The organism is Flagellimonas sp. ABD4_174 (assembly GCF_056160185.1).
This window is the reverse complement of record NZ_JBSWWP010000001.1, coordinates 1,514,410-1,538,719: the sequence shown is the minus strand read 5'-3', so window position 1 is coordinate 1,538,719 and position 24,310 is coordinate 1,514,410. Positions and strand designations below refer to the sequence as shown.

15 protein-coding genes and 1 tRNA gene are annotated in these 24,310 nt (G+C 41.8%); 1 reads left to right on the top strand and 15 read right to left on the bottom strand.

What is annotated here, in order from left to right; genetic code table 11:
• Window positions 1–191 precede the first annotated feature (191 nt).
• From ACXAFK_RS06830 to ACXAFK_RS06775, 12 genes are all read right to left on the bottom strand, one after another.
• Window positions 192–860 (bottom strand): bifunctional 4-hydroxy-2-oxoglutarate aldolase/2-dehydro-3-deoxy-phosphogluconate aldolase, encoded by a 669-nt coding sequence (locus tag ACXAFK_RS06830; protein WP_369884912.1) that lies wholly within the window; start codon window positions 858–860, stop codon window positions 192–194.
• A gap of 21 nt (window positions 861–881) precedes the next feature.
• Window positions 882–1,928, bottom strand: a complete 1,047-nt coding sequence (locus tag ACXAFK_RS06825; RefSeq protein WP_369884911.1) for a PfkB family carbohydrate kinase — start codon at window positions 1,926–1,928, stop codon at window positions 882–884.
• Window positions 1,929–2,034: 106 nt separating this feature from the next.
• On the bottom strand, window positions 2,035–3,129 hold the full coding sequence (locus tag ACXAFK_RS06820) for a bile acid:sodium symporter family protein (RefSeq protein ID WP_474957223.1): 1,095 nt from the start codon (window positions 3,127–3,129) through the stop codon (window positions 2,035–2,037).
• Between the two features lie 29 nt (window positions 3,130–3,158).
• On the bottom strand, window positions 3,159–3,641 hold the full coding sequence (locus ACXAFK_RS06815; RefSeq protein WP_474957222.1) for a nuclear transport factor 2 family protein: 483 nt from the start codon (window positions 3,639–3,641) through the stop codon (window positions 3,159–3,161).
• 31 nt (window positions 3,642–3,672) lie between these two features.
• Entirely contained in the window at window positions 3,673–4,530 is an 858-nt protein-coding gene (locus ACXAFK_RS06810; protein ID WP_474957221.1) for an RraA family protein, read from the bottom strand.
• A gap of 121 nt (window positions 4,531–4,651) precedes the next feature.
• Window positions 4,652–5,587 (bottom strand): RraA family protein, encoded by a 936-nt coding sequence (locus tag ACXAFK_RS06805; protein WP_474957220.1) that lies wholly within the window; start codon window positions 5,585–5,587, stop codon window positions 4,652–4,654.
• 28 nt (window positions 5,588–5,615) lie between these two features.
• On the bottom strand, window positions 5,616–6,581 hold the full coding sequence (locus ACXAFK_RS06800) for an RraA family protein (RefSeq protein WP_474957219.1): 966 nt from the start codon (window positions 6,579–6,581) through the stop codon (window positions 5,616–5,618).
• Between the two features lie 60 nt (window positions 6,582–6,641).
• Window positions 6,642–7,280, bottom strand: a complete 639-nt coding sequence (locus tag ACXAFK_RS06795; RefSeq protein ID WP_474957218.1) for a NanQ anomerase/TabA/YiaL family protein — start codon at window positions 7,278–7,280, stop codon at window positions 6,642–6,644.
• Between the two features lie 24 nt (window positions 7,281–7,304).
• Window positions 7,305–8,936 (bottom strand): RagB/SusD family nutrient uptake outer membrane protein, encoded by a 1,632-nt coding sequence (locus tag ACXAFK_RS06790; RefSeq protein ID WP_474957217.1) that lies wholly within the window; start codon window positions 8,934–8,936, stop codon window positions 7,305–7,307.
• Between the two features lie 11 nt (window positions 8,937–8,947).
• On the bottom strand, window positions 8,948–12,319 hold the full coding sequence (locus ACXAFK_RS06785) for a TonB-dependent receptor (protein WP_474957216.1): 3,372 nt from the start codon (window positions 12,317–12,319) through the stop codon (window positions 8,948–8,950).
• 85 nt (window positions 12,320–12,404) lie between these two features.
• Window positions 12,405–13,568 carry a FecR family protein gene (locus tag ACXAFK_RS06780; RefSeq protein WP_474957215.1) on the bottom strand — a complete coding sequence of 388 codons (1,164 nt, stop codon included), beginning with the start codon at window positions 13,566–13,568 and terminating at the stop codon, window positions 12,405–12,407.
• Window positions 13,569–13,758: 190 nt separating this feature from the next.
• Window positions 13,759–14,331 (bottom strand): RNA polymerase sigma factor, encoded by a 573-nt coding sequence (locus ACXAFK_RS06775; RefSeq protein ID WP_474957214.1) that lies wholly within the window; start codon window positions 14,329–14,331, stop codon window positions 13,759–13,761.
• A 502-nt stretch (window positions 14,332–14,833) separates the two neighbouring features.
• On the opposite strand from ACXAFK_RS06775, the gene ACXAFK_RS06770 reads away from it, so the two are divergent.
• A complete protein-coding gene (locus tag ACXAFK_RS06770; protein ID WP_474957213.1) occupies window positions 14,834–15,199 on the top strand; it encodes a hypothetical protein in 366 nt (121 codons plus the stop codon).
• 64 nt (window positions 15,200–15,263) lie between these two features.
• Here ACXAFK_RS06770 and ACXAFK_RS06765 read toward each other — a convergent pair whose 3' ends face one another.
• The 3 genes from ACXAFK_RS06765 to ACXAFK_RS06755 all read right to left on the bottom strand — a co-directional run bounded on the left by ACXAFK_RS06765 (window position 15,264) and on the right by ACXAFK_RS06755 (window position 24,140).
• Entirely contained in the window at window positions 15,264–15,518 is a 255-nt protein-coding gene (locus tag ACXAFK_RS06765) for an Arm DNA-binding domain-containing protein (RefSeq protein WP_474957212.1), read from the bottom strand.
• A gap of 216 nt (window positions 15,519–15,734) precedes the next feature.
• Window positions 15,735–15,808: transfer RNA gene (locus ACXAFK_RS06760), tRNA-Pro, on the bottom strand.
• A 97-nt stretch (window positions 15,809–15,905) separates the two neighbouring features.
• Complete coding sequence (locus ACXAFK_RS06755; RefSeq protein WP_474957211.1) at window positions 15,906–24,140, bottom strand: T9SS type B sorting domain-containing protein; 8,235 nt, start codon at window positions 24,138–24,140, stop codon at window positions 15,906–15,908.
• Window positions 24,141–24,310 lie beyond the last annotated feature (170 nt).

The window sequence follows — 24,310 nt, the reverse complement described above, 5'->3', positions numbered from 1 at the left end:
ATTCTGGATAATCCTCCCAAATTAAATACTAAATCTATTTTAAGCTTTAGATTTTTGGTAAATCAAAATATTGAATTTTCAATATTTGTAGTTGAAATAAATACATCAGTATTCATCGTAACTATGGTTTTAACTAGTGCTCAGTCTCATCCTGGACTTACAACAATAAGCGAGTAATTAAATAAGGGCTATCAGTTTCTTATTTTGATAATGGTAGCCAAAGTTTCCCTGACCAAATGTTCGAGACCTTCAAAATCTTTATTGGCCAAAATATCCTTGCTGATCAGTTTGGATCCCATGCCCACGCAGGTAACACCCGCATCGAACCATCCTTTTAAATTGGACTCCTCGGTGCTCACGCCACCGGTGGGCATGATGCTCGTCCAGGGCTGGGGGCCCTTGATCGCCTTCACGAACCCGGGGCCATAGGTAGAACCAGGAAAAAGCTTGATCACCTCGCAGCCCAGCTCTTCCGCACGGTTGATCTCCGTCAAAGATCCGCAGCCAGGGGACCAAAGTACTTTTCTGCGGTTGCAGGCCAGGGCTATGTCTTCCCTTAGGGAAGGGGTCACTATAAAATTGGCCCCCATCTGCATGTACAGCGATGCTGCTGCAGCATCCGTTATGGAGCCGACCCCCATGATCATTCCGGGCAGTTCTTTGATCGCATACTTGTTCAGCTCGGAGAACACCTCATAGGCAAAATCGCCCCGGGCAGTGAACTCCATCAATCTTGCCCCGCCATCGTAACAGGCCTTGAGCACCTTTTTGCCCAACGCTATATCGGGGTGGTAAAAAAGAGGGACCATTCCTGTATCCCTCATTGCGTTCACTACATCAATTCTTGAAAATTGTGCCATTTTTATGTGCTTTGTGATTTTTTATCTGGCCACCCTTCCGGAGGCATCGCCACTCATCAATTTTTCTACTTCGGCCACTGTTGCCAAGTTGGCATCTCCCTTTATGGTATGCTTTAGGCAGGATGCCGCTACGGCAAAATCCAGTGCGTTCTGGTCGTCCTCAGGGTACTTGAGCAGTCCGTAGATCAATCCGCCCATAAAGGAGTCCCCTCCTCCGACACGGTCCACTATGTGGGTAATCTGGTATTCGGGGGACTTGTACATGGTCTTCCCGTCATAAAGCACCCCCGCCCATGTGTTGTGCGATGCCGATAGGGAGCCCCTTAGTGTGGTGATCACCTTCTTGGCCCGTGGGAAACGTTTCATCATCTGCTCACAGACCGATAGGAAGGCCTCGGCCTTTACGTGCTCTCCCTGGGTGGTAATGTCCAGACCTTCTGGCTTGATCCCGAAGTGCTTCTCCGCATCTTCCTCGTTGCCCAGTACTATGTCGCAGTACGAGGTGAGCTCCGACATGATCTCCTCTCGTTTGGCATCATCGCAATAGTTCCACAGCTTGGCGCGGTAGTTAAGGTCCGTGGATATGGTAACTCCCATATCGCTGGCCACCTTTACAGCCTCCAGACAGGCATCGGCCGCGCCTTGGGAGATCGCAGGGGTGATCCCTGTCCAATGGAACCATTCCACACCCTCAAAGACAGCTTTCCAATCTACCATGCCCTGCTCGATCTCGGCCATGGCCGAATGTGCTCGGTCGTAGACCACCTTACTGCCACGGGTAACGGCACCGGTCTCCAAAAAATAGATACCCAGACGATCGCCTCCAAATATGACCTTGTCCGTACCAACACCGCGCTTGCGCATCTCCATAAGGGCGCAATCCCCTATGTCGTTCTTGGGCAAACGTGTCACAAAATCGACCGGAACTCCATAATTGGCCAGGGAAACCGCTACGTTAGACTCCCCGCCGCCATAGACCACATCAAAGGAGTTTGCTTGTGAAAACCTTAAAAATCCCGGAGGGGCCAAACGAAGCATGATCTCCCCGAACGTTACTACTTTTTTCATTTTTGTATATTTTTTGTGAGAATTAAAAAGGGAAGAGGACATGATGGGCATGCTATTCTCTTCCCAATCAACTAAACAAACTCAAACAACTTAAATTTATATTTGTTCATGAATTGATAACTTGATTTGGTGTTTTTTTATGCCAATATGAAGCTAAAATGGAACCAGTAATATTCATTAACGGCCCGAATACTGCAGGTGCAAGACCCATTGTAGCTATCTTACCAAGTGTATTGGCTATTCCAGAAGCCAAACCGCCATTTTGCATCCCAACCTCAATGGATATGGTACGAGCGTCTCGTTCATTCATTCCTACCAAACGTGCATACAAATACCCTAAAAGGTAACCAAATAGGTTGTGCACCAATACAAGTAATAAAAGTAAGCCTCCTATATCCAACAAACTATCACGTCCAGCTGCAGTGATAACTATAATAATTAATCCGATTGCCAACATGGATATGAGTGGCATAGCCTTATCCAGCCATTTCGTTCTACCAAGTAATAAGTGGTTGAACAACAATCCTGCTCCTATTGGCAATATAATCATCTTGGTAATGCTCCACATCATCGTAAGCACATCGATCTCCACAAACTGACCTGCAAGAATTTTCATTAACAAAGGTGTAACAAAAGGTGCCAAAAGTGTTGCAATCGAGGTAATAGTTATGGAAAGGGCCAGATTGGCCTTGGCCAGATAGGCCATTACGTTTGAAGCAACCCCACTGGGCGAACACCCAATCAGAACAATGCCTGCTGCAATTTCAGGAGGAAAACCACTAATTTTTGCAAGAAGAAAACCCACAAGTGGCATTATGGCCAATTGTGCCGAAACCCCAACAAAAACACCCTTCGGGGATTTAATGATTTCAGCAAAATCCTTGATACTCATTGAAGTACCCATTCCAAACATGATAATTTGGATTAACGGTATAATCAAATTTGTGAGTTTGAAATCCCCAATTTGAACAAAATAATTTGGCCAATATAAAGAGAGAACAACTCCCGCGAAAATTAATGCGGCAAACACATAACCTTTAAGGTTTTCATATCCTGAAAATCCAATCGCCAGTAAAATAAAAAAGCCTACAAGCAGGATTCCGCTCGACTCAATACTCCCTGTTGCGACCATAATCGAATATGTCAATAGTAAAAGTCCAGCGATGATCAATACGTACGAATGAATTTTTGATTTTTTCAAAATATATATTAGTTAAGTTGTACAACTTTTTATCTTAATTTGTATGCTTGGCGAGCCAATAACTTCCAAATTCCAGTTTTGTTCTTTTGATAAACTTGGATATTTCCTATTCTAATATCCACTTGTTCTCCATTATTAGTAGCCTTGGCTTGAAACACATGCCTTACGATAGCCGTATCATCGAACAGGTATATATTCTGTTCAGGATTATCGATCATGGAAAAGTCAAAGGGCCCATTGACAACATCGTTTATAAATTCATTTTTGTTCTGAATAAGTCCACTGGAATGACCATAGGTCAATGCATCTGAGGTCAACTTTTTAAGTTGAACACTGTCTGCATTTACCATCGCATTGTTGAAATCGGTAATAACTTTTTGTATTCCCTTCCGGTGGTTTTCATCCAGTTCTTCAATCTGTACAACTGAAACATCAGTTTCCTTTTGACTTTCCCCGATACAGGATACACAAAAAATGGTGATGATCATGATATACTTACCAAACTTTGACATTTCGATTTATTTTTAATTAATGCTTAATTCTTTACCAAGTTCTTTCACTTAGAACGTTTTCCAACTGTTCCTTGGACATGCTACCGTATTCTGGATGGTTGCCCAGCCATTCTAAAAAATCATCTTTGATAGTGTCGGTCCATTTATTGTCGATTTCTCCTGTGGTGTATTTTTTTGACCTTACCATTTCAAATCCAAACATATCCTTTAACCCTACAAACTCAGCCGTTGATACCGCTAGTTCTGCTAGGTGGGCCGGTATGAACAAGACACCTTCCCTTTTAGCCAATACCAAATCTCCTGGAAGAACCATTACGTTTCCTATTCTTATCGGGGTATTGAGCCCCATTAATACTTCTTCTTCCAAAAATGAAGGGTGAAAATCACGGACAAATGCATTGAACCCTTCAATTTCACTTATGGCCTCTAAATCCCTAGCACTTCCATTGAACACTACCCCATTACCGGATTTACTAAAAATTGAAGTGGCCAGTGTGGCCCCCATAAGGGTCCCAGCATCGATTTTCCCAAAACTATCGGCCACATAAACATCTCCATCAGAAAGGACTTCTATAGGCCAAGAATTGGTATTTCCTTTTCTTCCATGGGAATTAATGCCCCTTTCCTTTATATTTTTCTCAACATCTGGACGACTGGGCATAAAAACTGCTGTCAATGCTCTTCCTACGACCGGCACATCATCGTGCACCATTTTCCAATTGCCTTCAAACTGATTGGTATAGCCTTTGTTTTCCAAAACGGTCCACGCATCGTCTATTCCAATTTTTGCTGCTCTTTTCAATACTTCATTTGGGATTTTAGGACGACCGTCCGCGAACCTCTCCCCCTTCCATTCCGATGTGAGAAAAATTAGTTCTTCTTTGGACATGGTCTGGCCAATTAGGGATAATCCTGTTGTGATAAAAAAAATAACTGATAACAGTATGTGAAGCTTTCTATAAATCATAATTTTAGGATAAATTGACAAAACGGGTTAAGTCCGAAGCTCATCAATGTTTTCTTTTGGCCAAATAATTTTCGACATCTTCCTTGGTGACTGTAAGTGGCTTCGGATATTTTTCGACCCATGCCCTAAATTCATTGGCAATTTTATCAGACCATTCGCCATGTATCTCTCCAGTAGGATATTTGTTCTGCTGTAACAAGTACCTTTCAAACTCATCGTTAAGAGAGGTCATTTCTGCGGAGGAGACCAAATCATTCACCATATGGGCGGGAATAAATGCCACTCCGTACTCATTGGCGAAAACAATGTCTCCCGGAAATACTGTTACTTCACCAATCCGTATGGGTGCATTGATCGATGTTGGTGTCATGTCCTTGATAAAAGAAGGGTGGTGCCCCTTTACCCATGCATTGAAGCCTTTGGTTTCCTTAAGTTCTTGCATATCCCTTATAGAACCGTAGAATATGATACCCTTTCCGGTTTTACCATAAATGGAATTACCTAAACTGGAACCGATAAGGGTACCATCTTTGATTTTGCCATAGCCATCGGCCACATAAATATCATTTTTGTCCAACACATCAATGGGCCATGTGTTTATACCTCCTCTTTGTGGCCGCCCCTCAAGTTTACCTTGTACCCTAATAATACTATCCAAATCCGGTCTAGTAGGCATAAATTGGGCTGTAACCACGCGCCCGGTCATAACCTCACCAGGTTTTAGCACTACCCAATCCAGTTCCACCTGGTTTCGATAACCTTTGCGCATCATGTAACCCCACACCTGCTCCAAAGTAGCATGCTCAAGTCGCTCCAATACCAAATCCGAAACTTTAGGCCTCCCATCTTTATATCTTTCACCCTTCCACTGGGATGTCAATGTTTTAACATACTCCGGAGATGCACCAATGTTTTGTGCAAATACCTGTAAGTTTCCTAAAACAGTCATGATTGAGAATATAATTATTGCTTTTTTCATTTTCTTATTTGTTTAGACATTTTTGATTTCAGCTATCTCTCCTCTTTTGTTCTCTCTCCTTTAAATAATTATCCAATTCCTTCTTTGGCATTGGTAAATTTGGATGTTTGTTCAACCATGCCTTGAAATCCTTCTCCAATACATCATCATCTACTACAAATCGCTCATTTACGTATTCATATTTATTAGTATTCATGGCAAACTTGATATACTCGTCATAAAGTGCCGTAAATTCGCCCGCAATCACCACTTTTTGCACCAAATGTGGAGGGATAAAGGCTACTCCGGTAGATTTGGCAAGAACTACATCGCCTGGAAGTACTGTCACCCGTCCAATACGGATCGGAGCATTTACACTGGCTGTCAGCATTTGTTTGATCGCCGATGGGTCCGATCCGCGAATCCAAAAATTAAATCCTTCTATTTCCGAAAGCCCCTCAACATCGCGTAATGAGCCATTGAATATCACCCCCCTTTTACCTGCTTTATAAATTGCGTTTCCGAGATTGTCACCTATCAATGTTCCATCTACCATTTTTCCATAGCTATCCGCCACATAGACATCTCCATTCATCAATTTGTTTATGGGCGCATAGTTGGTGACCGGTGTTTTAGTTCCTTCTTTTTCGGCCTGTTTCTGTATGTACTTATTGAAGTCTTCACGCAAAGGCATAAATTGGGCAGTCACGACCCGGCCCGTCATGACCTGGTCCGGATGTAATATTTCCCAACCATTCTCATATGGGCTGGCAAAATTTTCGAATTGGTTATGATATCCAAAGTTTCTCAAGGAGCCCCATACCTCTTCCATGGAAAGTGCCTTTAGCCTTTCGAGGAGTTGATCTGAGACTTTAGGCCTACCGTCCGGAGTTCTTTCCCCGGTCCATTCAGAAGTCAACGATTTGATAGTTTCCGGTTGCCACACCACATTCTGTGAATGCAGACCAACAACGGTACATACTATGGCAATACTTGTTAAAAATACTTTTTTCATAATGTTTTATTTTACAACTAACACCTCAATTAGTTCATTTTTAATAGTTTAGTTTTTACTTTATGGAACCCTGACCTTGATCAAGATTTTCTTAATCGTATCATGGCCCTTTTTCCTATAAGCAGGACGATGAATGTCTTTTGGTGAAAAAATGAAGAACGTACCCGGCCTGGCCACATAGAATTTTCCGTTTTCCACATTATAGTTCTCTACATCTCTTTTGGGGTCATAGGCAGCACTGGAACTATACCTAGCAGTTTTTAATGACGTAACGCCCATACCGGCTCTACCAATCGCCACGTATTGTAGATCATTGAAATTTTGATGGGTTTCCCAATTAATTTCCGATATATCCTTTGTGGGCCCTTCAGAAACAAAGGCAGTAACATTTCCCTCATCAATAATATATCGACCGGGTTCAAGGGTTTCTAGATTGTGGGAGGCAAGAAATTCAAATGCTTGGTCCCACCAATTGGGATTGGCACAATATTGACGTGCCAGTTCCTCTTTATCGATTGATCTATGCGGCTTCAACTGTAAGCCATTCATCCAAGCCTTGCTCTTATACCATTTGGAAACATTCTCTTTATCACATGGCGAATCCAAACGTTGAGAATATGCTGCCGAACAACAAAATATGAATACAAGTAGTATAAGAACCCTTTTTCCAAAGGGTTCTTTCAATCTTACTATAACCATGATTATCAGTTTTTTAACAACAGATTAATACCCTGGATTTTGTTCAAACTCCTCACGGTTGGTAAGTCGATCTATCATATTGCTAGGAATAGGACGTAGTAAATGCTTTTCTTCAATATTGTCCCTTCCAAGTACATTATACATTTGCACTCTTTCAATAAGTTTGCCTGTTCTTTTTAAATCGGCCCACCTAAGCCGTTCTGCACCCAACTCCAATGCTCTTTCATCCAAGATAAAATCTATATCGAGCTGGTCTTCGGTGACTTCCATTTCCAACTCTTTTCCAGGCCATGCAGCGCGATGTCTTATCGTATTGATATGATCGACCGCTTCGGCGAGGTTGCCCTCTTTCATATGGGCTTCGGCAGCGATCAAATACATTTCGGCCAATCGAATTTCGATTACATTCTTGGTCCCTACCCCGCTATTTATAGATGGTCTTAATGGATCCTTGTATTTTCTCATATGTGGAAAAAGTTCCCTTGAACCGGTTGGGTTTTCTCCATTATACAAATCATTGATGTCGAAAACACCGTATTTTTGCTCCAAAATTGCTTCTTCACTATCCGGTATGTCCCATGGAACATAAATAAAGGCGGTATCACCAATTTGCATATTACCCACTAAGGTGGATTCATTATTTGCTATCCAGGCCGTTTTCCAAGATTTGGCAAACCTTGAATCATTTTCGCGGTTAGAAGCCAATAAATCAAAGTAGTAACGGGTCGCCACAAATCGCGGCCATGGGCGATCATTTTCCAAAGCCCTTGTCATTCCAGGTTGGAGGTCATACCTTGGTGTAAAGTAAAGGAAATACGCATTTCCGCTCCCATTGAGCCTTTCATCCTGAGAGAATTGTATAGACCAAATCACTTCTGAATTCACTCTGTTATCCACATCCCAAAGGCGTGAATAATCATCCAAAAGTGAATAACCATAATCATTGATCACCTTTTCTGCATACGTTGCCGCATTGTCGTTTTGCTCAAGGGTCAAATATACTCTTGCCAATAAAGCTTGCGCGGCAGCCTTGGTGACCCGTCCAAATTCATCTTGGGTCTCGGGAAGGTGCTGTTCTGCAAACAGCAGATCCTGTACAATTTGTGTATACACCTCAGATTCGGACGCCCTTGTAGCCGTTGTGACCACATCGGTCACCTCCTCTGTGACCAGGGGCACCCCGCCAAAATGCATTACCAAAATATGGTAGTACCAAGCTCGCAAAAAGTATGATTCCGCAACCTTTTGATTGACTTCACTTTCGGACATTTCCTCTACTTCACCTGCCCTTGATATAGCGGTATTACAAGCCGCTATACCTTGGTAAAAAGGCGACCACAAATTCCAAAGAACAGGATTAGCGGGTTGGATACCGGAATTGTATGCGTTGAACTCAATAAATGTTCCATCAGATCCATTGGTCCAAAGGTCAGTTCCAAAGAAAACCAGTGGGGCAAAATTGTTTCCCCCAGCAAACAGCGTCCTTGTAAACGTATAGTTGGAATTTACAAGGTCATTGAACCCCTTTTCCGTGGTAAAATAAGTATTGATCGGTGGGGATACTATCTTTTCCTCATCCAGAAAATCACTGGAACAACCGCTCAAAAAAGTAGCGACAATAATGTTTAGTATTACTATATTGATAAGTCTTTTCATAACTATTATTTTTAGAATTGAATATTAAGACCAAGAATAACTGTTCTGGTAGCCGGGTAAGATGAAATAGTTCTTGTTCCATCAACAACAGTTCCAGCCAAATCGGCTTTCATATTGAAATCCCGCATTTCGGATTTTGTCCAGTAGGCCAAGTTTTCGCCTGACAAATAAAGTCTTATGCCTGAAAGTGGCGTTTTATCGATCAATGAGTCCGGGAACCGGTATCCCAAAGAAACCTGTCGAAGGCTGATTAAACTTGCATCCCTGTATGTCAATGTACTTCCATACAACCCGCTACCCTCATACAGCTGATTTGGTCTTGGATAATTATTGGTTGGATTCGTAGGTGTCCAATAATCAAAGACCAACTTATTGTATCGCTTCTTGGAGAATGGGGCAAAAGGCCCTATTGAAGCCATTCCGCCCCAACGAATATAGGTCTGAAAAGAAAGGTCAAAGTTTTTGTATTTAAAGGTATTGGTGATGTTGCTCACAAAATCGGGTTGAGGACTTCCCAATACCATCCTGTCCGCATCGGTAATAGCTCCATCATTGTCCACATCCAAAACTTTTATTTGGCCAGGCTCCTCCCCATAACTTGCAGCTTCAGCACTTTCATTCTCTTGCCATATACCTATCTTTTTGAAGTCATAGAAAACCTCGATTGGTTCACCAATAAACCATCTATTTCCAACATCATCAACCTTTCCATTGTAGAGTTCGTCAATTTCAGTATTGTTGCGAAAGAACGTTAAATCCGTGCGCCAGTTAAAATCTTCTGCAGCTATGTTCACCGAATTCAAGGATAGTTCAAAACCTTTGTTCTTTGTTTTTCCAACATTTTGGAGTACTTGGTCATACCCTGCCGTAATTGGTAGTTTACGGAACATCAAAAGATCATAGGTATTGGTATTGTATACATCCACACTACCTGAAAGCCTTCCTCCGAACAGCCTAAAATCCACTCCTAAATTATAAACTGCCGTGGTCTCCCATTTAAGGTTCCTGTTTTCCAATTCGGTAGGATAATACCCGAATCCGGGTACTTCGTTCCATGAATAGGCACTTCTGTCAGCGCCACCTTGGGTTTGATATGGACTGATTCCCTGGTTACCTGTAACACCGTAGCTCAATCTTAGCTTTAGGTCGTCCAGCCAGTTATCGGTACTTTTCATAAAATTCTCATCCGATATGCGGTAAGCAAATGCTGCAGAAGGAAAATACCCCCACTTGTGATCCGGTGAAAATTGTGATGCTCCATCAGCACGGATGGACAATGTTAGAAGATACTTGCTGTCATATCCATAAAATATCCTACCTGCATAGGACAGAAGTTTAGTCTCGATCAAATTTGAACTTACCGAATTCACCAAGGTTGCACTACCAAGGTTATGGTACCTGGAATCTTCATAGGGAAGGTCACTAACCCCTGCTCCACTTGTCTCCAACCTGGTTGTTTGAATTCCCTGAATGGCTGTTACGGTCAACTGATGTTTCTCATTGAACAGTTTATTATAGGTGAGGATACTTTCATACAACAATAGATTATCCACTGAGTTGTCCACCTGTGCAGTGGCCGTTCCAAGGTTCCTTGCAAGTGAGTAATAGCCAGCTGACTCTTTAATCGTTCTTAACTTGAAATTGGTTCCAAGGTTTAATCTATAGGTCAAATCCGGCGTTATCTTTGCTTCTCCAAAGACATTTAAAACAGCTCCCCAACTTTTATTATCCCATCGATAGGAATCATAAATATAATCTGCCAATGGATTCAACAAAAGGCCATCTGCTGTTGCTGTAAACCTCGGTGTACCATCATCCTCATATAGTTTACCCAGAGGACTGGACTGAAATGCTTGAAACAGCGCCGCACTTGACTTTCTCCTGTTGTATGAATGATTCAATAGAATAGAAGCCCCTCCGGTAAAAATTGGTGAAAATGTAAAGTCCAAATTGGTCCTCATACTGTAACGGTCAAAGTTTTCTCCGGGTATTATTCCATCTTGCTGAAAATAGTTTCCAGAAAAATTATACTTTACTTTTTCCGATCCGCCACTGACCGTCAATTGGTGCTTCTGTTGAAATCCATGCTCATAGAGCAGGTCTTGATAATTTAAACCATTGTCACCTCGCCTTAGACTCTCTATTTCTATTTCGTCGAATATTATTTCATCATATTCATCACTGGTACCTCCTTCTGGATAGTCGCCAATGGCCCGATAGGCTTCCCTAGCAATCTCAGCATATTGGGGCCCATTGGCATAAGGTATGGTACCATAAGCCATTATAGGGCCTCCATAACTTTCGAAAACAAATCTGGGAGCTCCAGTAACTCCTCTTTTGGTGGTTATAATGATTACACCATTGGCCCCTCTAGCCCCATAAATAGCTGTTGAAGAAGCGTCTTTCAACACATCAACGCTCTCAATATCATAAGGGTTTATGTCATTTAACGTACCATAGTATGGGGATCCATCCAAAATAATCAAAGGGTCGTTTGTAGCCGTAAAAGACCGTTGCCCCCTCAGCTGCAATTGGGTTGAAGACCCAGGTCCTGTTCCGGAAGAAACCACATCTAAACCCGGAATCCTACCTACCATTCCTCCTTCAATAGAGGTCATCGGTATATCTGCTATATCTTCTGTACCTACAGAAGCAACCGAACCGGTAACATCTCTTCGCTTTTGAGTTCCATACCCTACGACCACAACCTCATCCAGCGATTGCGAATCCTCGACCATGACAACATCAATAGTGGTTGACAGTCCAACGGTAATTTCTTGTCTGGCAAAACCAATGGAAGAGAACACCAATACCGATTCCGGACCAGAAACCTCAAGGGAATAATTACCATCGAAATCTGCAGCTACACCATTTGTAGTGTTCTTTTCCACTACACTGGCCCCCGGAATAGGAATCCCTTGGTTATCCACAATGGTTCCACTAACCGTCTGTTGAACAATTTTCGGTTTGGGCGGTGGAATATTTTTAATTTGATCCTCCACACTCTTTGTGATGATAGGATGGATGGTTTTTTTAAGGACAATTTGATTTTTCACTATGGAATAACTGACGTATTGTCCCGCAAAAATCATATCCAATATCTCTGGTATACTTTTCTTCCTTACTTCAAGGGAAACAATTCTATCCTCATTGATCTCACCTATCTTGTAAAAAAAAGTGAATTCACTTTTTGCCTCTATTTCTTCAAGTACACTTTGGATGGTCCCATTTTCCACGTTCAGATTTATTTTCGTTTTTTGGGAAAATGTATTCGCTTGCACATTGAGCAAGGCACACACCAAAAGAAAAAATGAGAGCTTCATAGTTCGGTTCTTGTTAAGAATATTTTCCAGAAAGTCTGGAAACCAATCTATTTTTTGCATAATTTTGAATGGTTTTGATTAGTTACTAACATTTCAATTAAAATCAATTATCATCGGGAGGTGTTGCACCACTTCCCGATTTTTTTTATCTGTTCACATCTTCATCATAGGCATCTAGTTTTTTGTTTATTATTATTTTTCCGTCACCGATTTTATAATCAAAGCCTGCACTTTCTTTGAACGTGTCCATTAGGTCTATGATCGATTCTTCACTAAACTTGCCATGAAAACGGGTCCCTTCCAATTCAGAATAGTTATTTTGGACTTCTACATTATATCGACGTTCTATTTTTCGAATGATTTCCGCGAATGAATCGTCATTGAAAATGAGTATATCTTTGGTCCAACCAATATAATCCTCTACATCTACCTCATTTATGTTCAGTCCTTCATGAACCAACGAGGCCTTCTGACCTGGTTTTATCACCATGGGAGCAAAATTGACGGCTTTAGCACCATTGTTACTGACCTTTACACTACCTTCAACCAATACGGTATGATATGTAGATCCTTCATAAGAACTCACATTGAATTGTGTGCCCAACACTTCAACCTCCAGTTCATTGGCCATAACAATAAAAGGAAGCTGCTCATTTCGCTCAACTTTAAAGAATGCCTCGCCTGCCAAGAATACTTTTCTATTTCCATCGGGTAAAAAATTGACCGGAAACTTTAATCTTGTGCCAGCATTTAGGTGGACGTTCGTACCGTCTGAAAGGACCAGTTTAAAGGTCTTTCCCTTTGGGACACTGATCTCGTTATAAACAATGTCCTTGATAGTACTATCTTTCTTATAAGTAAGAACTCCTTTATGTTGGTATGCTATGACTTTTCCAGATTCATTGGTAATTTCCCCTGCCCTATTTTCATTGAGGTTATTTTTTCCCTTTCCTGTTTGAAGAACTATCATTTCACCTTCCATTTTATTAAGCTCCTCCTTTGGGATGCTGAATAAGTAATACGACATGAAGGCGAGGGTCAATCCGATAAAAACAGCTGCATATTTGAGCCAAGAAGCACTATATATTTTTCTCAGGCTACCTTGGTCATTAGTACTGACCTTTGATTTCAACCTTTCCCAAACCTCCTGCTTTATGGTCTCATTAAAATCCAAGTCAGACCAATCATGTCTGTCATCTTGATATGATTCCAAAAAACTTTCCAATAGCTCTTCTTCCGCAACAGTACATTTACCGTTAAGGTACTTTTCAAATAAGCTTTTGGCCTCTTTTTTACTTAGGTGTCTCATGTAGCTCTTTTAGTTGGACATATTGTCCTTCTGTATACTAAGTACCAAATCGTATCAAAAGGTACCTGTTGAGATTACATTATTTTTAATTTTAAGGTATATTTTTTATCATTACACATTTTATTTATGCGTAAAATTGACATTATAATAAGTTTAAAAGGACAATGCTAAATATATCAGAAACTTGTTCTTATATAAAGAAGACGAAGAACAGGGATTGGCTAAAGACTATTTGTTCAGGTGAAATTTGTTGCCTTAAAATCTTGAGGGCCTTGCTTATTTGGTTTTTTACGGATTGTATGGACAAACCCAATTCTTCGGCGATTTCTTTGTTCGACTTTTCTTGAAATCGACTCATGATAAAAATCTCCCTACATCTTGGACTTAGATTATCCACCAGTTTCTCTATCCATGACTCCAATTCATCATATTCCATTCTTCTGGAAGCATTCAATGATGCATCAATTAGGTTTAACCTGGTCAAATCTGTCTCGGTAAAACGTTGGTTACGCAACTTCTTGAAAATTTGGAACTTTACCGCTTGGTACAAATAAGCTTTTAAATGAGTAACCTTATGTTCCTTTCGTTTCACCCATAGCTGAATAAATACATTTTGAAGAATATCTTCGCAAAGTTCTTGTTGTTTAAAGATGTTCATTGCATAGACAAAAAGTCTTTCTGCATATTTAGAGTAAATCTCCTCATAAGCAATCACATCATCTTTTCTAAGACGAAAGAGCAACTCTTGGTCTTTTTCTGGCATTGGTTTTGGCTGATATTCATATAAAACTAATTATTTTATTTTATAAATAGCAATATGATAAGTATTTTTCACTTTTACTGTTTTATTGGTAATATTTAACTACAACCTTTTCGTACAATATATCATGATTTCTTACATATTGTTTCAATTCCAATGAAAAATTCATCCGTTTATTGATTTAAGCAATCAACTTGAAGAGTGGCGATAGGGTTATCGTATTTTTTGGTCAAGGATACCTTATAGTTTTCCACAATAGTATTTAAGGTAGTCGTATCCTATCTGTGTTAGATAAAAGTGAGATACATTAATTTAGACTTATAACAAAAAAGTGGACAATCAGTTAAGAGTCCCGCCTCTGATTTGTGGTTATACATTTCGTTTTCAAATTCCCTGTAAGCTATTTAGTATTCCCCAGAGTTTATGAGCAAGATCATCTCCAAGGGCTCAAAAAGATTGATTTTCAACATCCAATACATATCTTTAGAAAGATTAAAGTTAAAAAATGAGATCAAACAAAGAAGTATTAGATAACTTTGGAAAGTTAATCATTGAAAACATCTATGATGATGGACTGTCCAGTTTAAATCAAATTATTACAGGCACTACTGCATGGGGCAGAAACCAAGACTTAGTAGACTTTTTTATGACCCTTTCGGATTCGGACAAACAATTAATGGAAAATTATGCCCGGACACTTCTAAGGGTCTCATTATTTGCTTTCTTAGGTATTTTTGAAGAGCGGGAAGACTATAAATTAATTTATCAAGAAAATGATAAACAACTCAATTTGGTTGAAATTAGTGAAATGTTAAAATCTGAACTTCATGGAAGTGATAGTTGGATAGAACGTTTTAGCAAGTTTAGCTAATCTGTATTCAACATGTCCAAGCAAACGCAAAAATCACCGAGACCCGATTTATTGTCAAGGTACTTCACAACTCCCTATGAACATTGAGGATTTCACTATAAACAGTGTCAAGGTAAGCGTTCAAATCTTCCAAGGTTTTGTTCCTTGGAAAGGCTTTTCCGCGTTTTTTGTCCCAATTGCACACCTTTATGCACCTTTTTAAACTGACCTCTGCACGCGCTTTTTTTACAGTTACGCACAGGTAGATGTCGTACATGTTCGGGTCGTTGCGTTTTTTTCTTACGAAGAAATTTATTCCTAAAGTGCTGTCTGTCCGCATGTTGTAATAGTTTAAGTTGAACAAATGTTAGTGGTCGGACTGCCCTTAAACCTCAATTGTCCATACCTAAAACTACAATAATCTGTGTATAAGTGTGCTCACCTTATTTCACACCGAAAATTTGGATTTAGATGATATCAAATGAATGCAATAAAAACAAAAAGCACTGTCAATCAGTCAGTTGACAGTGCTTGATACCATGTGAATTATGGTTCGTCGGGATGACTGGATTCGAACCAGCGACCACACGCACCCCATGCGTGTACGCTACCAGACTGCGCCACATCCCGAAAAGGGATTGCAAAAATAGAAATTTTGATGATATTTCTACCCGATACCTTTAAAACTTTTTTCTAAAATATAGGTCTACAGTTTTTGCCGATCCTTTTACTCCCGGTACAGCGTAAAGTGTCCTACGAACTGTTGTTTTTCATTGTCGTTGGCATAAACCACATACCAATAATCCCCAGTAGGCAAAGGCTTACCGTCATACGTGCCATCCCATTTTTTAACTTGATCTAAGCGGGCCACTACTCTACCGTACCTATCATATATAATTACATCGATAAATGGGAAGTATTCACGATTTTCCGGATACCAATAGTCGTTCATATTATCTCCATCTGGAGTAAAGAAGTTCGGCATTTCCGGCATTCCTTCAAAATCAAACGGCATTATCAGTGTTGCTTCACATCCGTTTTGATCTCGCACCATAATCGTTATGTTTGAGTCAACTGTGACATTAAAGGTATTCACCTCTCCGTAGGACTCTCCTTGGAAGAAATATTCATATCCACCAAAGCCACCGGTGGCAATGGCCGTAATTTCATCTGGACCGGTTTTTGTCGCTTCCAATGTGAGCGGTTCATATGCCTCTATTTCAAATTCCACAAAAGTGACACATCCGTTGGCATGGTATATATATACCGTATGCTCTCCAGCCGGAAGATCCCCGAACGTTCTTTGAGTGGTAGCCAATGCTATATCGTCCACATCTAAAGAAAACAATAAATCCGACAACTGGGACTGGTCCTCAATAGAAATAGTCGCAGTGCTATTGGGAAATATTCCCTCACAACCATATTCAACTATTGGTTCCGCAACAATATCTATCCCTATTCCTATTTCCGCAATAACATTGGTTTGACAACCATTGGCATCCCTAACAAATATGACATAGGTTTCACCTCCCTGAAGATTATCAAAGAACAAACTATCGTTTTGAACAAAATCCGCATCGTCGGCAGAATTTACACTAGTAAAATAAGGAGCGGTACCTCCGGTCACTTCAAGGGTCAGGGTTCCGTTGGCATCGCCCATACAGGTTTCGGGCGTGGTATTGACCACTCCTGCTACCAACTCCATGGGCTGGGTAATCTCTACTGTTCTTGTTATGGTACAACCCAAATCATCTTGAATGATGATGTCGTACGTGCGAGGTGCCAAGTCCGTAAAGGTTTTTCTATTTGGATTTACTGGATCATCCCCTTCAAAAAATTCACTTAAGGTATCCGAAATGGAATATCTAATTTGTCCGGTTCCCCCACTGGCCTCAATAATAATCTGTCCATTCATATCTCCCGCACAAACTACCGGTACAGCTTCCAAATAATCCAATACCAAAGGGTCTTTTGGTTCAATGATAATTGGATTGGATATGGCCTCGCATCCTCCACTTTGAGCAAAAACATAATACGTACCGGGATTCAACTCCCTAAAGATACCCGAGCTTTGTGCAGGACGAACAATTGTTGCAGCCGATGGAGGCAACGTATTGGAGTTTACCAAGGTATATACATAGTTTCCTATACCCCCAAAAGCTTCAGATCGTATTATTCCCGTTGCCTCTCCAGCACAATTAATGGTAGCGTTGGTCAAATCCAAATCGATTACCAAAGGTGCAGCTGGATCTAACGAGATTTGGTTGGATTTCTCAAATGGACATCCATTGGAATTTTGAACATCGTACTGGAACGGCCCTGGATCCAAGGTTATATCTGCGGCAATCTCTACGCTGGTCATTCCAGCCCCGAAAGGCACAAATGGGTCAGTGGTTCCCGATCTTCTATAAAAATAATCCACTCCTGGTTCTGGATTGGTCACCGTAAGTTCCATTCTACCTAAATTTCCGCATCCCGGTGGTTGTAATTCCACTAGTTCGGCAACTACGATTTCGGGGTCTTGAATATCAATGGGAAGGGTTGTAAAACTACAGTTCCACCCATCAAAAATGGTTATGGTATATTCTCCTGCAGACAAATTGGCAAATCTCGGTGTGGTTTGAAGACCACTATTGGTACCGTCCGTAATTCTATTCAATTGATATAAGTAGTTTCCAATTCCCTGTCCTCCAGATTCGTTGAATGCTTCGATTACGGCATTGTTATCGTTGTTACAGGCCAATGGGCTTACCACTTGGATATCTGCAGTTATTGGTGTGGGCAATGGTAGGTCAATGTCGATTGTAGATTCACAACCTCTCAAATCACGCACATTTACGGTGTAGGTATCCGTAGACAAGTTTTCAAAAACGGGGTTGGTGTTCGGATAATCCACCAAAATAGTACCATCCGATGCTACCAATTGATATTCATAGGTACCCCATCCCCCATCACCAGTAGCAGTTATTTCACCAAAACCGGGCACATTACAAGTAACCGGTGATGTCTGAACCGCATTCACCGATAGCGCTCTATCGGGGGAACGAACGGTAGTAACATTACTTACCGCATCACAAAATGGAGTATTCAAGGCTTCGATCCTGACTACCAAGTTTCCAGCAGGTACATTTTGAATAATTTCAGGGCTGTTTATCGGTGCATTGGTATCAAAAGTTCCCGTGACCCCTGTGGATGTTTCAACTCCTGCATTGTCTCGTGTGAAAACCTCATAATTATAAACTCCGCTATAATTATTTATTTCCAGACTTATGGAACCGTCACTACCATTAAAACAGGTTACAGGATCTACTTCTGAGATTACCGCCTCAATATTGTTGTATTCGGGCATAGTGATCGTAGTGGTCAAGTATGTACATCCCCCGCTGCCTACATCGGTTACTGCAAAAATATAATCACCTGGTGTGGAAATATCCCAGCTTACCCTATCGCTACCGCCTGAACTTCGTGCGGGCTCCGAACCTAACGGCAAGATTTCCACTTCATAATTCCCTGGACCTTCGTTCACAATAATATCAATAGAACCGGGACTTACACCTGCTCCTGAAGCATCGCAAGTAATTTGGTTCACATTGTAACTAAAGGTAATGTCTGTTGGCGTATTGATGGTTACCGTGGCGGTTTCTTCACAGCCATTTTGATCTCTGGCGGTCAGAATAATGGTTTGGTCCGTACCATTATCAATAACTTCAAAGGTATTGCTGGTCTGGAAATTGGTGCCATCAAATTGTGGCGTACCATCATTCATGCTATACGTATAGGAACCCGAACCTGTTGGGGCGCCCGTGCCATCTCCATTATCATCGGTATATATAGTTATGGTTGCCGTACTAAATTGATTGCTGGATGGGTTACAGCTAAATTCGGTATTGACAGCATTCACCAATAATTCGGTAGGTTCATCTATAATGATGTTGCCTGTTCGATCAGAACAGCCTCTATCCGAAACCACTTCTACCTGATAGGTATCGGGCTGAAGATTATCGAACACAGGTGAACCCTGTGGCCCGGCAATAATATTTGATGTTGATCCTTGATACAAAATATAGCTGATAGGCGTATCGGTATCACTTCCCGGTTGAAGTTCCACAGTTATCGTCCCGTCATCCGCCCCAAAACAAGTAACATCGCTGCTTGGTGTCGCCGTAATCACTGGAGTGTCCACCAAAGAAACGTTTACTATGGCTTCATCGGAACACAAAGGCATAGTGTTGGAGTTTAAATCCGTTACCAGAATATTGTAATCTCCCGGTAACACGTTCGTGAAAATATTGGTGCTCTGCGCTGGACCAATATTGGTCAATGTGGCGGCATCTCTCAATTGATATTCAAAAGTGCCACTTCCCCCAGTGGTATTCACGGTTATCTCACCATCGCCTGCGTTACAGGTCGGGTATGAGGTAGCATCGGCACTGATCGCAAAGAAATCGAATACATCTGCCGTTACCGTATTGATACATCCATTACCATCCCTAACCGTGATGACGTAGCTTCCTGGATTGGGCACTATAAATGTTGTCCCGGTCTGGAATCCACTACCAATATCGTACTGAAAAGTTTCTTCTGGCAATCCCGAACCTGTTGAAAGTGGGGATACCATATTAATTTGATAACCACTTGTTGCGGTACATTGATTGACTACATCGATCACAGGGTTGGGCACCCCTGCTTCTTGAGTAACGGAGAGTGTTGTGAGCGCAGTACACCCATTGGCATCCTGCACATAAAAATCATAGTCGTTCGGGTATGGACCCGGTATTTCAAATGTTGTTTCGGAGGTAAATGTTACTGGCGCAGGGTCACCTGTGGGCACGTAAGCATAGGTATATGGGCCTGTACTCCCAAAACCTCTTACAGTGACCAAGGCCCCGACGTTACATGTGGCCTCCACAAAATTATCGATGGCAATGGATACCGAACTAATATCAATAAAAGCCAAAGTACTTCCACTACAACCATTAGTGTCGTCCGTAACTATAATCTGATAGTTCCCGGGTGCCAAACTTGTAAATGTATCCGTATAAGGTATGGTTTCGCCGCTGAATGATTGGGTAGAAACCGTTGTTCCCGTATCTGTATTTTGCAGGGTTACCGTAAAGTCACCTGGTGCGGAAATTCCAGAAACTTCATAATCAATAGAACCACTGCCCGCCACATTACACGAGGCAGACAAAGAGGTTGCCGCAACGGCCACGGGGTTTACAGGGCCAATTGGATCTATTTCTTGAATATAGGTACAGCCCAAAGCGTCCCTTACTTCCACAAAGTAAGTTACTCCAGGCACTACAAGTCCGGTTACATCGAAAATATCATTACCTGCTCCTGTCCCTGGGGTCCAAATAGGGTCTCCCACTAATCTGAATTCATAAGGCCCTGTTCCTCCCGAGGCCTGAACCCTATATGGAAATACAGTATCGGAACACAATAGCGGTGCTGCATCCAAAGGCGTAAGATTGAGCTGGTTTTGATCAATAACTACCTGATCTCTGTCCTCACACCCTTGAGAATCTGTAGTAATTACAGTATAGTTTCCTATGGGTAGATTCGGGAAGTTTACCGTTGTACTTGCCGTTCCTGTAGAAGACGCTACCATTCCCCCAAATTCATCCACTAAAATATAATCATATGGCCCTACACCATTGTTTATGGTAGTGGATATAGACCCATTCACAGATCCTATCGCACAAACGGCGTCTGTTGGGGTGGCTGTTGCATCCAATGGATCACTTGGTGCTATGGTTACCGAATATGCCGGACTCACACATCCTCTGCTATCCCTGATTATAAATCCACCATGCACACCAGGTCCGTAACCAGAAAATATATTTTGTGTGCTAAAGGTCGCTCCATTATCGTTACTGAACTCATATGGTGGAACGCCCTGAGTAGTGTCAGGAATCAATTCTACCAATCCACTGGTATTATCCCCACATTGAGTATCCGTGGCCACTGCCGTTCCAGCAATGGTTTCTGGCGGGGAAATGGTCACAGTATTGGTCTCTGTAGTACATCCTCTAGCATCTGTAATCAAGAACTGGAAGGTGGTATCCGAAATTATGGAACCATCGTTGGGAATATTGTACACAAACGAATTTCCTGAAATATTGTTATTGTTGGCGGTATATGGAGCACCATTGATACTGACTTCATATATATCGTAATCTCCAGAAGAGGTATATCCATTGCTTATGTCCACCTGAATCTGACCAGGAGGTCCTGCACAATCCAATTCTTGGATGGTGGTTGCATTGGCCATTACTTGTGGTTCTATAGTTGCCGTTACGGTGTCTCTACAATCGTTGGCATCCACTACTTGAATGGTATAGGTTCCCGGGGTTAGTCCCGCAAAACTATTGCTAGCTCCCAAGGAACCTCCATTGATCCTATATTGATAGGGCGCCAAACCACCAGAAGCGTTTACCACCAACGTTGCCGCTGTAAAGTTATCATAACAATAGTCCGATGCCACATTGTCCAGAGTCAAAGTCGGTGCAGCGAGTCGAGTCAATGTAAAACTGTCGGTCACGGTACATCCGTTGGCATCCGTTACACTTACTTGATAGGTTCCATCTTGGGACAAATTGGAGAATGTACTGCCATTTTTGGGCCCACGAGTAGATCCATCGGGCTGGGTCAAAGTATACCGATTACCGCCCCAACCGCCAACGGTATTGATACGAACTGCTCCAATGTTTCCGTTTTGACAGCTCATATCGGTAACATCGAGACTAGCTATTGCAAATGCCGTGGCTGGTTCTTCGATGACCAAAGTTGCCGTATCGGTACAATTGGTTTCTTCATCGGTCACTAAAATTACATAACTACCTGCTGTTAATCCCGTTAACGGTAAAATATTGCTGTTCTGGCCCGTGGTTACCGGACCTCCGTCAATACTATAACTATATGTGGTATTGAATCCATCCACCAAAAAACGTCCCTCACCATCAGAATCGCCAACACAGGTAACTACTTTGGTCTGTTGTCCTTGCACCCCAATGGAACTAATATCGGTAATGGCATAATTTTCATCATACGAACAGCCTTCATCATCGGTCACCCTAAAAGTATAAGTCCCTAATCCCAAACCTGGGAACGTGCTGCTGCCTCCATTGTTTACTGCACTGGCTGCAGGGGCGATAATCTCATAAGTATAGGTTCCCGAACCTCCTGTAACCGTTAAGTCCAAAGTGGCGGTTGTGGTGATACAATCCAAACTGGAAATACTAAAACCGATATCCGATGGCTTGTTCAAAGCATTAAAGGTGATATCGGAAAGCGCCTGTACACAGCCATTGGCATCACGAATCATTGGTGTATAAGTTCCAACTCCCAAATTGGGAAATACCGGATTTGTACTAAAACCGGCCCCAACACTATACTCATAAGGAGCCGTTCCTCCACCTACTCCCGAAATGGTGATCTGTCCTCCATTTTCGTCCAAACAGGTCGGTTCGCTGTCCGGGGTAGCTGTAGCGGTAATTGTTGACGGTGTACCGATAGTTGCTGTTTGTGGCGTTGTTGTACAGGAGAACGAGTCTTGCTCGTAGCGGAGCACAACATCGTAATTTCCCGGGGCTAAATTGGAGAATACATTACTTATCTGAAAAGTAACTCCGTTATCTACACTATACAGTATTTCGTATCCAAAACCACTGGTCACATTTATGGTAATCCTTCCATCATTGGCTCCTCCACAATTGGCATCTTCTTCTATAAAACTAAAAATTGGCGGTGGTATATCCTCTACATCCACTGCTGCGGTTCGTTGGCATCCATTGGCATCCTCCACCAATATATTATATGTACCTGCGGTAGTTACGGAAAAGGTGGAGCTAGAGGTGTAGGTAGAACCAAATGGCCCTCCATCTACACTAAATCGGTACGGTGCGGTTCCTCCATTGGTGACTACGTTCACATTTACAGAAGCAGCTCCACAACCAAAACTATCCGATGCGGTTGCAGAAACGGCCAAAGGACTTATACCTCCACCGATTGTTATGGGATCACCATCAATATCGGTTGTAATGGTTTCCGAACAGTTATTGGTTTCCACCCGAATACTATATGTTCCGGGGCTTACATTTGCAAAAGTGTATGTATCCGATCCGTTAGGACCGAAGGTGTCCACAGTAACCCCATTTTTAACCAATCGATAGGTATAAAAACCCGGTACTCCGGAAACAGCGACATCTATACTGCCCAACTCGCCACTACATAAAATATCGTTTGCAGTAACATCTACATTGATGTCCAGATCATCAACGGTGACAAGATTGGAAGGAAAAACACATGCCGTAGCAGAAACATTCTTTAACCGAACGTATACTCGGTAATCGCCTGCGGCCGTGATATCAAAAAAAGGATCGTCTTGAAAGGGTCCGGCAGCACTGTTCAAGCTATATTCATAACCTGCTGGAACATTGGTCACTTCTACCCTGCCCGGATTGCCACAGATGATATCTTCTTTGATCAATTGTGGATTTAATGGGTTTAGTGTGGATTTAAAATAAAAATATTGACCGGAATCAACACGCACCCTAAATTCGCCAGCAGTGGAAAGATCAAATGTAGGATCCATACCTACTGTATTCCAAGTACATGCGTTATTTATTGTTGGACAATCATCTACAACTGTAGGGGCACAAGAATTAGGGTCAAGCTGTTGCCATTCGTACAAGTTTCCGGACTGACTTAATGTTAGTGTGCGGATATCACTGGTACCACACAAGAAGAATTTTGCCAAAGTGCTTCCATCGTTCGGACATACCACCTCCTCGTTCGCTCCATTAATTATGGTAGCAAACATTGGAGCAGTCGCGAATAATTCAATATCTTCGGAGGATGCTCTTTGGATCGTAGTGCTGGGAACCTTCTTTTCTGTTTTGGACTCTGTAGTGTTGGATACCAAATTAACCAGTATCCTTGTTACATTGGTCTTTGCCAAAACTGTTGAGCCGAAGATTGATATGAACACCAACAACACGACATATAATAAATGCCTTGTTTTTTGTGGGAGCATAGGTTAAGCCTTGTTAAGAAGAACACTCAGATTTGGGGTCTTAATATTCTTTGATAGTAATTTTCTTTTCTTATATAATTCTGATTATCTTAAAC